This is a genomic window from Limimaricola sp. AA108-03, from assembly GCF_050847355.1.
In the GTDB taxonomy this organism is placed as follows: domain Bacteria; phylum Pseudomonadota; class Alphaproteobacteria; order Rhodobacterales; family Rhodobacteraceae; genus Limimaricola.
This window is the reverse complement of record NZ_CP193763.1, coordinates 73,935-89,588: the sequence shown is the minus strand read 5'-3', so window position 1 is coordinate 89,588 and position 15,654 is coordinate 73,935. Positions and strand designations below refer to the sequence as shown.

Sequence of the window (15,654 nt, the reverse complement as noted above, 5' to 3'; positions counted from 1 at the left end):
CGGAGTCCCCTTGAAAAACCGTATTTTACGGACGTTCGAACAGAACGCCCCACAAGGTTTATGGCCCAAATCTGCGTGGGCGTCCCGTTCATCTGCCTATGCATGAACGGGCTTTCGCCCCGATGAAAGGACAAACCCGTGACTGAACGCACCCTTCGTATCGAGACGCTGCTCGACGTCTATTTGCTCCTTCCCGAACTCTACAGCGAAAGCTCGGCCAAGGCCTACGAGTCGTCGTTCGGCCGGATCGAACGCCTGACAGGCCGACGCCTGTCACAAATCTCGGCAGACGTGGTGGAATGGGAACAGCTGGCGGCAGAGATCGTCTGGGCGGGAGAATTTACCCGGGCTCGGACCCCGGAGGCCCGACAGCGGGCGTTCGATGGTTTCGTAGGTCGCGTCTCTGCCGCCATCCGCCGGGCCCGCGAACGGGCCACGCCCCGGACGGCCGCGGCCTGTGCCGATGCCGCGGCCACATGGGAGCGGGTCGCCCGGTATGTCGCGGCCGCGGAGAACACCTACGATGCCCAAGGGAAAGCCCTCCTGCCCAACAAGGCCTCGCTCTCCATCGAGAACCTGCGCGCGCGACTGGGCAGGGTCCCTCCGATGAGTATCGACACCGCCGGTGCCGTTGCGGCGCTGGCCCATATCCCTCCGAATAAGGTCGACAGCTACCGACGATCGATCCGGTTCTTCAACCGGTTAATCGCGGAGCGCGGCACCCATTCTGCCATCGCCTCGCTCCTCCCGGCGCGGCCGATCGGACCGTTGCCCACGCAGCGCGATCCCGCGATGGATTGGACACGCTGCACCGCAGAGTTTCAGGCCGATCTGGAACGCGTGATTTCGCGGGCTCTCCGGGCGCCGCGGCGCCCTGATCAGTTCGGGGGCCGGCTCGGATCGGATCCAGTGGCCAATCGGCGCCGGGAAACGGGCGGTCGGAAGCGCCCGATCCGCAACAAGGATGCTCGTGCCAAGGCGTTCCGCAGGGCCCTCTCCTGGCTGGCGCGGCACGCCTTCCCAGAGCGGGAGCCGGTTCTCGGCCTCGCGTCGATTATGGATCTGCTCACCGAGGACAACGTCGAAGCGGCGGTCGAACGGTTCCTCGATCGAAGCGCAACGGCGATAAGCCTCAAGGACGCGAAGAAGACCACGTCGCTCACCACCTGGCTTTCGGATCTCGGCACGATCGCCGAGCGGAACGGGGCCGGGGAGGCGTTGGTGTGGGCGATCGAGGACATGCGGCTCGACCTCGGCGAGGAGTCCGATGCCACACGCGAGATGTCGGCGTCCCGGGAGGCATTCGTCAAGCTCGTGGATCGGGACCCCGCCGTTGTGCGCGCTATCGTTACGGGTCCGCGCGTGTTGCTCGCCGAAGCAAGACGGCTGCTGGGCCGAAAGAACCTCACCACGCACCAGCGCACCGAGGCGCTGCATCTTTTCATGGCCGCGACCATGCTCGCGATCCAGCTCGCGCGCCCGCTCCGGACCCGCAACGTCCACGAAATGCTCTCCGAGGGTGACATGCCCGAACTCGTGCCGCCCCGGCGGGAACGGGCCTCGGCATGGCTCGATATCGGCCGGGGCCGGGTAAAAAACCGCAAGCCGCTCGAAGGGCGGATTCCCGACTGGCTGTGGGCGGTGATCTCCGCCTGGATCGACGAGGGGCGCCCGGCCTGGCGTGACCGGGCCACCGTCAAAGACGCCGCTGCGGCAGACATGTCAGACATCGGGGCGGGACAGGCCAGGACATGCGACGATGCCAATGGAGCGCCGCGCCATTGCGCGAACCATCACCTCTTTCCCGCACTCTCGGGACCGGGGGCGGTCAGCCGGCAGCTCATCAACAAAGCCTGGAACCGCGGCATGGCGCGGCTCGGGCTCACTGGTCTCACACCGCATATGATGCGCCACGTCGCAGCCACCCTCTACCTCGCAAAGAACCCCGGGGATTACGCCGTCGTGGCCGCGCTGCTCGCCGACAGCCTGCGCACCGTCGAGACCTTCTATGCCCGTGGCGAGGGCCGCGCCGCCATGGATCTCTTCGCCGAGGTGCTTACCGAACTCGACCCCACACTCAACCTGAAAGGAGTGGCCTGATGCCGACACGCCGTCACTCGCGCGATGCCAGGGTTGCGACACTCATCGCGCGCATGCCGAACGTGCCGCGGGATGTCGCTGCACTGGCCGCGGCCGCCGCCGTCGACGGGCGCTTCACGTCCCGGGGTGGCCCGGCTGCGCTCGAGCGCTTCTATGGACACATGCTGAAGACCCGCCGCGCACCGCAGCAGGTGCGGCTCGAGGATTTCGCGGCGGTGACCACGAGCCGCACCGGCCTCATCACCCTGATGAACGCGCTCGCGGCTTTCGATCCCGGGGTGCCCCTGGCACCGGCGCGGCCGCTTCGCCAGGACTGGGACCGCTGGTTGAACGCGCGCTATAACGCGAAGGAAGCCCGTCCTCGGGTTTCACAGCGGATCGCGCTCGAGCCGGCGAATTGGCCGATCGATTGGGCCGCGGTCGAACCGCTTCTCGATCAACGGGTGCGCCGCAACGGCCGACGCTACAGGCCGCTCGCGGCCAAGGGCCGAGCAAATGTCGTCCAGGCCGTCGGGCTTTGCGCGGCGGCACGCGTCTGGGCGGCGGAGCAGGGGGTCGCCTTGCCGGAGGCGTTCAGCGCCGATCTGGCCGAAGCCTTCCTGCGCTTTCTGTTCCGTGCCGAGGAGGGCAGAGGGCCGATCACCATGCGCAGCGCGGCCGACTACTTTCAGCGTGTCATCCTGTTTGCCCGTCGCGGGGCGCTCTTCACTGCAAAGGTCGAAGGGCGTTTTACCGAGATCCACACCGCGCTTGTCTCGGAAGCCACGGACGAGACGCCGGGCAAACATGCAAAGATCCGCAGGTTCCTGGACCAGCATGGTCTGGCCGATCTCCTCCATGCCGCACATCGCTGCCTCGAAGAGGCCGCCGATCTGCCGGCACATGGCGCGGCCGCGTGCCGGCTCCGGCGAAAGGCCGTGGTCTTCGCTCTGCTGCTCAACGGCGTCGACCGTCAGGGAGACCTTTCCACCTTCCGGATCGGCCGGGAGATCGCCCGGACCCCGGAAGGCGACTGGACGGCTGAGTTTCGTCAGGCCAAGACCCGCGGCAAGAAGGCACTCGGTTCCTATTGGCCGGTCACCTCCCGAATTATCGATGCCCATGTCATGGCAGACCGCCCCGGGTGGCAGATGGTCGACCGGCTGCGCGAGCTCGACGGTGCCAACCTGCTCGGCCTCGAGGAGGGGGCCCTGTCGACATACCACCCGGCCGTGCTTTTGCAGGAAGAGTTCGGGATCTCCGGCCACCTCGTGCGCAGTCTCGTCACCGATCTGGTCAGGACCCAGGCCCCCGACGCCGCTTGGGCGGTTCAGGCGCTCCTCGGCCACTCGTCGCGCTGGATGCAGCAGGCCTACCGAACGGATTTCCGGGACACTGCGGCCCTCGAGAAATACCACGCCACGATAAAGACAATCGCCCGGGACGCGTAAGTCCGCGTTCCCAGGGCGAACTGGTGGCGCTTCGGCATCGCCGGCCGGGGTGGTACGCTCATGCCAAGGCACCCCACCGAGCTCGGCAAAAAGAGCGCGAAGAGGGTTATCGGCAGGTTCACTGCCGAACGGAAAGCACTTGGTTCCGGAGCAGCATCGTCTCGAACTGCTGCTCCGACGTTTTCGGAGAGACCAGGCGCATCGAAGGCGCGGCGGCGCTTCCGCGGAGGCCTGTTAGATGGCGCCCATTTCCGGAATCCGGACCAGGAACTCATCACGACGAAGCGGACCCGCCGCCCTGGTCTCGAAATCCCCATCGCCGCCACCATCGACGAACTGCATGAAGAGACGCATCCCGGCGAAGGGCAGATCGGACATGGGAGGGCGTGGCGCTGCCGGAGGCGCGCTTGCAGGGACGCCCTCGGTGATGGCAGGTGCCTCGCCTGCAGCAATGCGAGCGGCTTCATAGAGCGCCACGAGATCCCCCTTGGAGATCGACGGAATGCCGGCCACCTGGTGGCGCAGGGGATCGAAGTCGATCGCGGCAAGGCGGGCACGCAGCTCGTCCGCGCGGCCGTCCGCGGCCTTCAGGAAGTAATGCGAGGCGACGCTGCCGGCCTCCGCGACCGGCTTGATCCGACCGGCATTCGCGCCAACCCGTTGCACTGCGAGATCGGCGTCAGAGCGGCCGCTGAAGACGAAGTCAGGGTGCGACTTCGGCGGAACGATCCTGGGCCGAGGCGTGGCGCGGCGCTGCCAGATCTGGAAGGTGCAGGGTGCGTTGCTCTCCTTGCCATCTGCGCCGGTAATCAGGCCGACGATGTCCTCGTCGTGGATCAGGTGGAACATGGGGTCGAGCCGGTTCTGCTGGCTCGGCTTACGGATACTGCGCGGCAGGAGGAGGGCGATCGTGTCGGCATTAGAGGCGGCAGCGTTGAAAAACGCCACGGCAGACGTGCCGTTCCTGCCGGGCTCCGCGCTACCGACCACCAAGGCACGGCCGAAGTCGCCGTCGGACATCGAGGCCGCGAAATTCGCGACGCAGAGGCCGGCGGGGCGCGAGACCATATCCATGGCGATCCGATTGCGCAGGCTGGTCGACAGCGCGCCGGGTCCTGCGGCGGGATCGATGATCGTGTCGAACGCCTCGAGCGGACAGATCGCCTCGAGACGCCGCAGGCAGCTTTCCGCAATGCTGGCGGCGGTGTCGAAGAAGGGGCGGGTGATGGGGGTCGTGGTCATGCTGTGTCTCCGGTTGCGATGACCGGGAAATTGGTCTCCTTCCGAAATCGCAAAATCCGCAGGTGAAGGTTTGAATCTTAATAAAACATACATTTAGGACGACCAGTGCATTTTTCTGAAAGGTCTTTGTAGCCGAACAGCAGAGTGTTGGGAGTGGCGGGGAGGCGCGCAAGGTCACTGATGTCCGGTCGGGCGCGACGGGTGCCGCCCGACCGGACATCAGCGCTCTCGCGAGCCAGCGGGACGGGCGGAGATAAATTCTCCGAAGGATCCTGCCCCATGCATTCGACGCTTCCTGCCTGCCAGTCATCGCAACCGGACTGGAGATCGACGCTGCGCGCCGGCGATATCGTCGCCTACCGTTTTCCGCATGAACGCGACGGCGATGAGCCACCGAAGGTGCGCCCTACGCTCGTGCTCGCCACCCATGTCGAGAACGGTCAGCGCATTGCGACGCTCGCCTATGGCACCTCGAGCGGCCGGCCCCGTGCGCCTCGCCTGCTGGTGCCGGTAACTGACCCGGACGAGCTGGCCTGCGCTTCGCTGCGCAAGCCGACCGTCTTCGATGCGGCGCGACGGCTGAGCGTGGCGCTCGACGACCCTGCGTTCGAGCCCCACCCCGTTTTGAATACTGCCGTCATCGGACAGCTTACCGGGGCCGCCGCGGCACGGCTCGCGCTTGTCCAGAGGCACGTCACGCGCGGATCTGATCGGCGGCCGCCTTGGGGTCGGGCGCGCCCCACCTGCGCGCCGGTCCCCATCAACCATTGCCGCAACCGGCCCCTGCTGTCCTGCAAGCCGCCCGACCGGCGAGACATCAACCTCCAGTCGGAAGGGTAGCGCCGCGTCCGTCGCGCGACCGCGGTCATCCAACACTCGGATCCCTGAACAAGGGGCAACTTCGGCCATCGGCTTCTGCGGGAGCTCACCGGAGTGAGAGCCCCCGCAGCATCCGATGCGTCCCAAGTCATCCGGAAAAGAGCCTCGAGACCTCCACCGCCAATCCGTTGCTGCCCTCCCATCTGGACGGGGCCGCCTTGTCGCCCGCGGCGTGCCGCCGGGCCCCACATCTCAAGGAAAGATTTCATGTTCGACACGTTCATCCCCCCTTCCGCTCTGCACCGGTTCGCCTGGCAATACGACGTCGCGCTCCAGAACGCGGCCTGGTGCCTCGGCGGTCAACCGTGGCTTCTGCGTGCGCAGCGCCTGCTCGACGATCTCCGTCAACCGGTGCCGCTGACGCGCAGGACCGCGCGCGATGCAAAGGCCCTGCTCGGCTTGCTTCGCCTCGAGCATGTGCATGACGACGGCCGCATCGAAGCAGAATGCTTCGCGGCGATCGATCCGACTTCGCCGCATGTCGAGGATATCTGCCTGCTTTCCGAAGCCCTGAAGGACGCGCTCTGCGCGGCGCAGTCGCAGCAGGAGACGGAGGCTTACCATGTGTGAGCGGTGTCATGGGAGCGACAGCCTCGTAGTGCGGATCAACCATGCCCTGGATGCCGCAGAAGCCACCGAGGCCGCTTTTGCAAAGGCCGAGAAGGCGCAGAGCCTGTCGCTCTCGCAGCAGCGCCAAGCCGCGATGCTGCGCCGGGAGCTGGCGCAGACCACGATCTTCTCGGCGCTCGACGTCGAAGCGTCCCGCACTTTCGCGGGCGACCTCGATGCAGCCATCCGCCAAGGCACGAAGCGGCATTACATCGCCGATGAGCATGCGGTCTCGGGGGGCTACGAGCAGCAAGTTTCGAACGAGGCCGCGATGGCGCTGATCGCCCTGCAGTCAGCGCTGAAGCTTCTCGTCGAACGGATCGACGCGGTGCGCAACCGGCTGCGCGCAGAGCAGATCGCGGCAGAGCTTCGAGGGTGAAAGGGCAGGGGCCGAGCACAAAGCCTCGGCCCGTGGCTGCATATGGGGAAAGCTCGGGCAGCCAGGTCGCTGCCAACATCTCCGTTTTCTCTTTTGATCGACGGACACGATTTTAAGTCAAGAGACCCGGAAAAATCACGGAAATGTTATAGTTCGTGATGAGTTTGCGAGGTGCCGAAAAAATCCCGACAATGGTGGTCGTTTCGAGCGGAATTCCCCTTGTTTCATTGGGCAACCATAAGCGCTTACGGGAAGCTGCGATGAGGAGCCCTCTGGTTTGAATCCCCCCGTGACAAAAGGGTTTTTTCTTAGCTAGTAACGTGCCGTGTCGCGAAGCACACCGACGACCACTAACGGCTCGGACGCTTAGCAAGCACGAATGGCATAAGGGCCTTGGCCGCCTTCGCGCCATGTCAAGACAAGAACAAAACAAGGAGCAGATACGGGCAAAAGAAAACCCTTCGAAACCGAGGCTCCAAAGGGCTTTCAAGTTCTCTAGCACAGGCTTGCTACCCGGTTTGAATCCTCGTTTCAACACCGTTTTGCGGCTCTGCCGTTTCACGGTGCAGGTCGTCCTTTGCCTTCTGAAATACGAATGATGCATCGAACTTACCTACCGGGCGCCCCGGCAGATCGGCAGGGCATGCCTGCCCGGCCTTTCAGCCCGGACGTTCCCTCATATTTGGATGTCCCCCCTTGGGGGATCGGGCTCACCCCTTCCACCCTCTACTGAAGCCCGCGGGGCTCGACCCTGTTCAAGACCCGATCGTCGGCATGACGCAAGCAGCGTGATGCCGCGCAATGCAAGGCATGCCTTGCGCCGGGGTGGCGCAGGACAAGCGGGTCAGATCGGAATTCTCAATCAAACCAAATCTCGCTCTGCCGTGACCGGCGGAGCGGTCCCTATCGGCATGCCAAGGAGACCACCATGCCCAACTATTGCGACAACCGCATCACTGTCACCGGCGAAGAAGAAGACATGGCCGAGTTCTACGAACTCGTGCAGTCCGACGCCTCCATGTTCGCCTTTGAGAAGGTCGTTCCGGAGCCAGCCTTCTTCGACCTGATGAAATCGGGAAAAATGGACTTTGTCGTCGATGGCGAAGTCCAGACCCATGGCCACTGGATCGAAGGAGAAGGTCTGGACGGAGAGAAGGTGGCCCGTCCGCTGTCGGAAGCGGAACTGGCCCAATTCAAGGGACTGGCTCGGCTTGATCCCGATTGCTGGCGTGACGCGCATTGGGGCACGAAATGGGGGGCGATCGACGTCTTCGAGGACACCGACGAGGAGACGGCGACCTATAGCTTCACCACGGCCTGGAGCCCGCCCCACGGAATCATCGAGGCGCTGCGGGAGAAGTTTCCCGATCTCGACATCGTCGCCTTCTTCGATTGCGAGGAAGATCAGGAAGCTGGCTACTACTAAACCAGCTGAATTGCTCTCTCGGCCGGGGACTGCGCACAGCAGTCCCCGGCTCCCCGATAACTTAAAACGTTCCCTGGAAGGTAAGCTCTTTCCGCGCCGTCGCAGAGGTTGCGGCTTGGCGCATGCACATCTCTCGCGACTGTCTGCACGAAACACCTCACTGACACCCCCAGCCTTCGCGGGGCCAAGCGCGCCTGGCTCTCCGAAGGGACGTTGGCGGAGGCTCCAGCTGTGCAAGGCACGATCATCCAACGTCTGACCAACTCCATTTTTCGCCTTTGGCAGACGGACCCAGATACTGAGAACACCAAAATCGACCAACCCAAAGGATCCACGATGCTGACCGTCACCCCCGCCTTCGCCTTCGTCCTGCCCCCGCGACCCACGTTTCCCACGCGTGTTCTTTCGCGCCTGCGTTCTTTGAAGACTGCCGCAAAGGATGAGCTTCTTGCGATCAGCCTCGCGCACGGCGTCGGGAAGCAATATCGCACCGGCTCGGCGTCCGAATATTCGTATGCCGTTGTGGCGAATGGAGATGGTCGGACCTGCGATGCGACCGTTTTCAACATGACGCCCGAGGCTCATGACACCGTCAAGGCCCTCACGGACAGCTGGCTTTCGGTGCATACCCCCGCGCGCTCCTACCTCGCCCTTCTCGGCAGGGCCGAGGGCAAATGCGAAACATTGCACTTCGAGAAGTTTACCGTCGTGATCGGCTCTGTTTTCGACCAGAAAAACGATACGGAAACGGTGAGCGATATCCGGGCGATCATTCACGCCGAGAAGTCGCTGGAAACGGCGCGACAGACAATTTCGGAAATGAAGGCGTATTTCTTGTTCATGCGAGAATTCAGCTCGCCTCTGAAGGCGTCCCGGATCGAATTCCCCCAGCCGAAAGAGCTTCTTAATGCAAATGTGAAAGCCCAATATTCGGAGGGCCTGCAATAATGCGTGAGCCAGAAACAAGACCCTGCGGCCATATCATTTCTTTCAATCAAGAAGTTGCTCATGGTGAAGAGAAGTCATTTCAGGCACGCATTTTTCGTCCTATGAGCGCCCTGCAATGGAATTTGCCACAGATTGATGGCGCGCAGCCTGGAGATATCGTCGGAATGATGTCATGTCACACCGCCAGGTTCTTCGATTATGCCGGGCTCGAAAGGCATCTCGAAGGCTTCTTGGTCTCAGAGAAAGATGAAGTCGAATTTCGCTGCTATGCGGATCTTTCGAACGGAGGCTTGAAGGAACGTGCGGCGCAAATCGCTTTGGAACACCTTTATATGGCTGAGCACGTGCACGAGGACGTGGTTCGCTACAAAATGATCGCGAACACTGATTATGATGACTATCGTATGTGCGTCGTGATCTTCGGGAAAGCGCGCGTTCTGTTCGACATGGCGATGATCGATGATCCGGACAGTATTGGGGAGGATGCGGAGGATTGCCCTATGCCATGGTCCTGCATCATCGAGCTCTACGAGCTGGACGATGATACGCCTGTGATTCCGAAGGCCGAGCAGTATCTCGAAATCGTTCGGAGCGTTCTCCCGTTGCAGCAACGAGCGCTTTGGCCGTCATTGGACATCAAGGGCTAATCAGAAATTTGATGCCTTGCGGGCAATATGACTTGCAGAGCATCGAACCAAGATACGAATTTGGTTCAAATCTCGGCTGCGGCTGCGGCTGCGGCTGCAGATCGCAGCTGCTTCTTTACATAACGTTCATTACACGCAAAAATCGTGCGTGTGGGTGGATTCACGTTCGAAGTGCAACTTCTGTATGGAAACAGATGGTTACATGGAGAGCAATCGATGGGCACCTGCTACGCACATCTGGATCTCGAAGAGCGCCAGAAACTCGCGCGGTGGCGCGAGGCAAAATTGCCGATGAAAGAGATCGCACTGCGGCTCGGCCGCTCGCCTTCCACGCTTTACCGGGAGATGCGGCGCAATCGCTTCGTGGATGATGAGATACCCCATCTGAGCGGCTACTACGGCATGACCGCGCAACGAGCTTACGAGAGGCGACGTGCCATCCATCGCAAGCTGGTCCGGCACCCGGCCGTGAAGGCTGCCGTGGTCGACCGTCTCAAGGCCGGCTGGTCGCCCGAGCAGATTGCGGGTCGGATGAAGCTCGAGCGCCACGCCACGTCCGTCAGCCACGAGACCATCTACCGCTACGCCTATTCCGGAGATGGCCGATCCGAGGCGCTCTATCGTCATCTGCCGGAGCACCGCCGCCGTCGCCGGCCGCGCGGCACGCGCCGCCACCATGGTCGCAGATTCAGCAATGAACACAGCATTTCGCTGCGGCCCGTGGAGGTCTCCGAGCGCCAGCAGTTCGGCCATTGGGAGTGCGACCTGGTGATGTTTCGCAAGGGGTTCGGCAAGGCCAACGTGACCTCCCTGGTCGAGCGCGTCAGCCGCTTCACCGTCTTGGCTAAGAACGCCGACCGGACCTCCAAGCCCGTCATGGAGACCCTGATCTCCGGCCTGAAGGCCCTGCCCCAACCCGCCCGCCGCTCCATCACCTTCGACCGCGGCACCGAGTTCACCGCCTGGGCGCATCTCAAGGCCGGTCTCGGCGTGGCTCCCTGGTTCTACGACCCGCAATCGCCGTGGCAGAAAGGCACGGTCGAAAACACCAACAACCGACTCCGAAAATATCTCCCCCGCAAGACCGACCCCACGGCGATCACGGATCGATATCTGACTTCGATCTGCGATCGCCTCAACGCCACGCCTCGGAAGTGCTTAGGCTACCGGACCCCGGCCGAAGTCTTCCGGGAAAAGCTGATGGAGGCGATGCAGTCAGGCGAGTAGAATGAGCCTGCCGGAATTGCGCTTCAGCGTGAGCTCACAAGCGGCGCGTGCGCTACCTCCAGCCGTGACTCTTGTTTGAAACAATGTCCTATCAAGCAGGAGTTTTCCAGTATGGGACGTGTCTACGCGCAGCTGACGCTCGAGGAGTGCCGCAAGATCGAACGCTGACGCCATGCCAGGGTGTCCGTGAACGAGATGACACGGGTAGCTGCGCCGACATCGCTCGACCATTTTCCGCGAGCTCAGGCGCAATCACTTCTAGGACCCCTGCCTGCCGAAGGTCATGGGCTACTTCGCCATGGCCGCGCAGCTGAGAACCCGCGATCGGCGTGCCCGCCAGCGCAAGCTGATCCGGCATTCGCTTCACCGTGCTTCTGAAGAACGCCGACAAGCGGACCCGGCCCATCATGGACAAGGTCATCGCGGTCATCCGCGCCCTGCCCCTACCGGCGCGCCGACCGATGACCTTCGGCCGGGGCGCCGCGATCGTCTCCTGGCCCCACCCGCAGGCCAAGATCGGCACGAGCAGCTGGGTCTGCGACCACTCCGCACCTTGGCAGAAGGGCCCGGTCGAGAACACCAACCGTCGCGCCCGCCGCTGGCTGCCCAGAGACCGCGACATCGGCCAACTCTCGGACCACGACATCCGCGAGATCTGCGATCGGCTGAACGCCACGCCCCGCAAATGTCTCGGGTGGAAGACCCCCGCAGAGGTGTTCCGCGCCAAGATGCTGGAGAAGAGACCGTGAGCGCCCTACCCTGAGATCACTGCGGAGTCGCGGTTCAAGTATCGCTCACACGTCCTGTTCCGAAACAACGACCGTAGCTCGAAGCAGTTGATGAACCGCCTGAACACCCTGCTGTCGCTCCTGTCCCTGTCCGCACGGCGCTCGATCACCTTCGACCGGGGGTTCGAGTTCAACCGCTGGCGTGATCTGAGAACAGGAATGGGCCCCAAGGCGTGGTTCTGCGACCCGCAAGCACCTTGGCAGAAGGGCTCGGTCGAGAACCTCAAGAAGCGCGCCCGCCGCTACCTGCCCCGTGATACGGCTATCGCCGCACTGTCAGACCACGCGATGGCTGAGATCAGCGCCCAGCTGAACGCCACACCAAGGCGCTGCCTCGGCTACCGGACACCGGCCGAGGCCTTCGCCGAAGAACTCCGTCAGCTCGACCGGTCCTGAACCCGTGTCGCAACCAGCATTGAATCCACAGCGGTTGATCGGGAGCGTCCTACGTGGACCACGGTCTGCTCGGGACCAAGGTCAGGCGCTCGATCTCTGTGGGCTCAATGTGCGTGACCGGCTGCATCATTGCCGTGAGTGTCTTTCCCATCCATGTTGTGCGCTTGGTCGGAAGCGCTCCCCTCCCTTGGGAGCTCTTCGAGGCGCAGGGTTTCTGCGTGCAGGTAAGAGATAAGGTCCGCCGCATCCTTTTCACCGAGACCGAAACGTGGCATGCGAACCGTGGGATACTCTTGGTCGAGCTTAACCGCGATGGGATCGCCCTCAGCCAGCATCCGGTCCGGCGTCCTGATGTAGCGCATGAGCCAATCGTGATCTCGCCTGAGCGTTACGCCTTCGAGATCAGGGCCGACGCGCACCCCGGCACCGATCGAATGGCAGGCGGCGCAGCCCTTGCTGAACAGGCCTTCTCCGACCCGGCTCTTTTCGGCAAAGCTATCGAGCGTGGCGCCGTCGAGAACCTTTGCGGGAGTCCTTGGCGGTTCCCAGTCCGGGTCGAGCGCGAGGATGTCGGCGGTCGCGGCCGCTAGATTTCCCATCAGCGAGGTGCGGCGCCATTCGCCGGTCGCGACATTGCCGATCAGCATGTCGCTGCGGTGGTCGCTCAGCCGCGTGCTGCGTTCGCCGAGCTTGTAGCGCAACTCCTCGACCTCCTCCGGCTCGCCGGTGAGGAAATACCAGCCCTCGCCGGCACCAAAGGCCTCGGCATAGGCGGCCAGTTCCTCGGGCGTGTCGCGCTCGGGGGTGAGGGAGATCGAGATGATGACGATATCCTCGCCCACGCGCTCGCCGAGCCATTCATACACCTTGGCCATCCGCGCGGTGGCGAGGCCGCAGATATCGGGGCAGTCGAGGTAGAAGAAATTGACCACCGCGATCCTTCCATCGAGCAAGTCATCTACGAAGCGGAGCTCCTGGCCCTCCTGATCCAGTAGCGATGTATTCGGAAAGTAATCCAGACCCCAGCGTCCGGGTAGGGCCGAGGTGGCGGCGAGCGTGGTCGCGAGAGCGATCGCGCCGAAGAGTGAACGCCGACGTATCATCCCCGTCTCCGCGGCTTGTCGTCATCATCATCATCACCGACCATCGGGTTTCCGGTATACTCCTTCGAGAACGGGTTGCCCTCGGGCAGGATTTCGGGGTCCCGGTAGGTCACGCCGTATTTCGAGGGATCGGGCGTCGGGATCACGCTAACATGCTGTGACGACTGGTTCGGATCATTGGGATCGGTCAAGACGTCATAGCGTGCCAGCATGGCCCAGTCCTCGTGAACCGTGTTGTGACAATGCGTTACGTAGGCCCCGCCATATTCCCCGAAGGTGACCTGGACCCGGACCTGGCCACCTGCTCCGGTGCGCCAGACATCCTTGCGTGCGCCGCGCTCGAGACGTGAGAGCCGGCGTCCGTCGCGGTCGATGGTAACGCCTTCCTCGAAATGAAGGTGAACCGGATGATCCCAACCACCGCTGCTGTTCTCGATGATCCAGTGCTCGGTCACGCCCGGCTCCGGGACAAGCATGCTGACTCGGTTGGCATTGAGAAAATGGTTCGACTCGCCGTTGACCCGGATCGTCCAACCGAAGCCCTCGATGTTCCGATCGTCGCAGTCGGGGAAGCACTCACCCGTTTCCAAACCTTCCTCTCTATCCGTACCCTTAAATTCGAGATGACGGACGCGGACCGGATCGACGATCGGGATCTGTTCGGTAAGCTGCGACGGAACCCGGCTGTAATCAGGATCGGAAGCGTAATGCTTCTTGCCGGGATTATCGACCGAATCGACTTCGCCCACCACGCGGAATTCGAGGAAAGTGCCCACGCCGGGGTCGTCGGTGTCCTGATCGATCGCGTCCCGCCGCGACAGGTACTCCTTCGGCTTGCCGCCTTCCTCGTGCTCCGCGACGTTGAGCATCCGGATCCTGCTCCCGACCGGGAACTCGCTGAAATCGACCACCACGTCAAAGCGCTCGGCCGTGCCCATCGGATCGAGCAGGTTCACCGAGACCGGGTTGACCATCAGGTTGCCGTCGGTGGCGATCACCTTCATCGGCACCCAGCGGTTCCTGTCGTTGATCAGCCCGGGCCGAATGAAGCGCGACATGCAGGCATTGAGCAATCGGAAGCGGTATTTGCGCGGCAACACTTCGAAGAAAGGCTTGTAGGCGAAATTGACCAGCAGCAGGTCGCCGAGGAAACCTATGGTTTCGAAGATGTCGAAGAAATACTGTCCGTCCTCGTCCAGCGCCGCGTCCGAAATCATCAGATTGACGTCGAAGTCGATATTGCCCCAGTCGAGTTCGGTCCCACTCGGCAGCCTGTGATTGACCCCGTCATCGAGGGCCTCGTTGCCGCGATCGGGGCCGCTATAGTAATTCAGCGCGCCGAGATGGCCCTTGTAGACGTTCTCGGCGGTGAAGAAGAAGCGATGGTCGTGGAACCATAGCGAGCTTTGCAGCTCGCGGTGATCCCCCTTCACATAGGTCAGACCGCCGTATCCGTCGGGCCCGGAGGCACGCGGATCGCTGGCATCGGTGTTGATCATGTCGGCCCGCGCCAAGGTCGTCGACCAGTGATAATCGTAGAACTGCCCGGGGTAGAAATGGGCATTGGAGGCCCCGTCGCTGGCCGATGCGTTATGAGCGTTATGGTTATGCGTGGCCATGCTGATCGAGCCGAAGCCATTGTTCTTGCGGCGATCCTCGGGCAATGCATTGTAATGACGGAATATGACCGGCTCACCGTAACGCACTTTCAGCAGCGGCGGTGGAAGCACGGATTCCTCTTCGCGACCGGTATTGAAGGTCCAGACGCTGTCGCGGTCCTGCTCTGGAAAATTGGGGTGGAAGGAATAGCCGTTCTGCAGCCGGCCCAGCGTCATGATGAACGCCTTTTGCGGGAGGTATTCCCGCCATCTCTGATGGGCGAAATACTCGCCCGGCGGCCGGCCCTCCATCGGGCCACCCGAGAACCGCGGATTGCGGTAGTCGTCGCCCCCGGATTCGGTGAACTGGGTGTGGTAGGAAAGCCGTCTTGCCTCCGGCTCGTCCAGATAGCCGGGAAAGGCCAGATCGAGCTCGTAGCCGTTCGGCTTCTCCGTGAGCTTGTGCGGCTCCTCCAGCCGCAGGCGCGGCATCCGATAGGTGAAGGGCATGGCACCGAAAGTCGGGCTGCGCGGCACGCCGGTCGGCACCGAGGCATAAGCGCTTGTTGCGAAGGGACTGAGGCCGTTGATGGTCGCCAACGTGCCGAGGCCGGTGAATATACCCCACTTGAACAACTCGCGTCGGCTTACATGGCCCTGCGTAAGAGCCTTGACGATTTCGGCACGATTGTTGCGAGCGTTTTGCGCTTCCTTTTTGCGGCGGCGGGATGCGTGAGGCTTGAGATACATAAATCCCTCCCGTGGGCGCTCCGCAAATTGCGAAGCGCCGTGCGAATATTGCCTCTCCCTATGATTGGTTAATGAGAAGAAATTGTCTATCGACCGAACGTCTTAAACAGAATTAGGGGCTTGTGTCAATCG

General features: G+C 62.7%; 12 protein-coding genes and 2 pseudogenes. 11 read left to right on the top strand and 3 right to left on the bottom strand.

Going from position 1 to position 15,654, the window contains the following annotated elements:
- The first annotated feature begins 138 nt into the window (after nucleotides 1-138).
- Both ACRAQ3_RS21600 and ACRAQ3_RS21595 read left to right on the top strand, forming a co-directional pair.
- Nucleotides 139-2,100: a site-specific integrase gene (locus ACRAQ3_RS21600; protein ID WP_099278589.1), complete on the top strand. Its 1,962-nt coding sequence runs from the start codon at nucleotides 139-141 to the stop codon at nucleotides 2,098-2,100.
- On the top strand, nucleotides 2,100-3,530 hold the full coding sequence (locus ACRAQ3_RS21595) for a hypothetical protein (RefSeq protein WP_099278588.1): 1,431 nt from the start codon (nucleotides 2,100-2,102) through the stop codon (nucleotides 3,528-3,530). Before ACRAQ3_RS21600 ends, ACRAQ3_RS21595 begins: the two co-directional genes overlap by 1 nt.
- Nucleotides 3,531-3,764: 234 nt before the next feature.
- Here ACRAQ3_RS21595 and ACRAQ3_RS21590 read toward each other — a convergent pair whose 3' ends face one another.
- Nucleotides 3,765-4,772 (bottom strand): hypothetical protein, encoded by a 1,008-nt coding sequence (locus ACRAQ3_RS21590; RefSeq protein WP_269398657.1) that lies wholly within the window; start codon nucleotides 4,770-4,772, stop codon nucleotides 3,765-3,767.
- A gap of 279 nt (nucleotides 4,773-5,051) precedes the next feature.
- Here ACRAQ3_RS21590 and ACRAQ3_RS21585 point away from each other — a divergent pair, with 279 nt between their 5' ends.
- The 9 genes and pseudogenes from ACRAQ3_RS21585 to ACRAQ3_RS21545 all read left to right on the top strand — a co-directional run.
- Nucleotides 5,052-5,612 carry a type II toxin-antitoxin system PemK/MazF family toxin gene (locus ACRAQ3_RS21585; protein WP_099278660.1) on the top strand — a complete coding sequence of 187 codons (561 nt, stop codon included), beginning with the start codon at nucleotides 5,052-5,054 and terminating at the stop codon, nucleotides 5,610-5,612.
- A 246-nt stretch (nucleotides 5,613-5,858) separates the two neighbouring features.
- Complete coding sequence (locus tag ACRAQ3_RS21580; RefSeq protein ID WP_099278661.1) at nucleotides 5,859-6,221, top strand: hypothetical protein; 363 nt, start codon at nucleotides 5,859-5,861, stop codon at nucleotides 6,219-6,221.
- The gene (locus ACRAQ3_RS21575) at nucleotides 6,214-6,639 is read left to right on the top strand and encodes a hypothetical protein (RefSeq protein WP_162620615.1); all 426 of its coding nucleotides are present in this window, start codon (nucleotides 6,214-6,216) and stop codon (nucleotides 6,637-6,639) included. The genes ACRAQ3_RS21580 and ACRAQ3_RS21575 overlap by 8 nt, the downstream gene beginning before the upstream one ends.
- 928 nt (nucleotides 6,640-7,567) lie before the next feature.
- Nucleotides 7,568-8,065 (top strand): hypothetical protein, encoded by a 498-nt coding sequence (locus tag ACRAQ3_RS21570; protein ID WP_099278663.1) that lies wholly within the window; start codon nucleotides 7,568-7,570, stop codon nucleotides 8,063-8,065.
- A 336-nt stretch (nucleotides 8,066-8,401) separates the two neighbouring features.
- Complete coding sequence (locus tag ACRAQ3_RS21565; RefSeq protein WP_099278664.1) at nucleotides 8,402-9,013, top strand: hypothetical protein; 612 nt, start codon at nucleotides 8,402-8,404, stop codon at nucleotides 9,011-9,013.
- Complete coding sequence (locus ACRAQ3_RS21560) at nucleotides 9,013-9,660, top strand: hypothetical protein (protein ID WP_162620616.1); 648 nt, start codon at nucleotides 9,013-9,015, stop codon at nucleotides 9,658-9,660. The genes ACRAQ3_RS21565 and ACRAQ3_RS21560 overlap by 1 nt, the downstream gene beginning before the upstream one ends.
- A gap of 216 nt (nucleotides 9,661-9,876) precedes the next feature.
- The gene (locus tag ACRAQ3_RS21555) at nucleotides 9,877-10,887 is read left to right on the top strand and encodes an IS30 family transposase (protein ID WP_099278666.1); all 1,011 of its coding nucleotides are present in this window, start codon (nucleotides 9,877-9,879) and stop codon (nucleotides 10,885-10,887) included.
- Between the two features lie 111 nt (nucleotides 10,888-10,998).
- Nucleotides 10,999-11,636: pseudogene (locus tag ACRAQ3_RS21550) on the top strand (helix-turn-helix domain-containing protein).
- A 36-nt stretch (nucleotides 11,637-11,672) separates the two neighbouring features.
- Nucleotides 11,673-12,071 (top strand): annotated as a pseudogene (locus ACRAQ3_RS21545) (IS30 family transposase); the annotation flags it as partial.
- Between the two features lie 104 nt (nucleotides 12,072-12,175).
- Here the strand turns inward: ACRAQ3_RS21545 and ACRAQ3_RS21540 are convergent.
- Together ACRAQ3_RS21540 and ACRAQ3_RS21535 are read right to left on the bottom strand one after the other, a co-directional pair.
- Entirely contained in the window at nucleotides 12,176-13,174 is a 999-nt protein-coding gene (locus ACRAQ3_RS21540; protein WP_099278668.1) for an SCO family protein, read from the bottom strand.
- Complete coding sequence (locus ACRAQ3_RS21535) at nucleotides 13,171-15,522, bottom strand: multicopper oxidase family protein (protein ID WP_099278669.1); 2,352 nt, start codon at nucleotides 15,520-15,522, stop codon at nucleotides 13,171-13,173. Before ACRAQ3_RS21535 ends, ACRAQ3_RS21540 begins: the two co-directional genes overlap by 4 nt.
- Nucleotides 15,523-15,654: the final 132 nt, after the last annotated feature.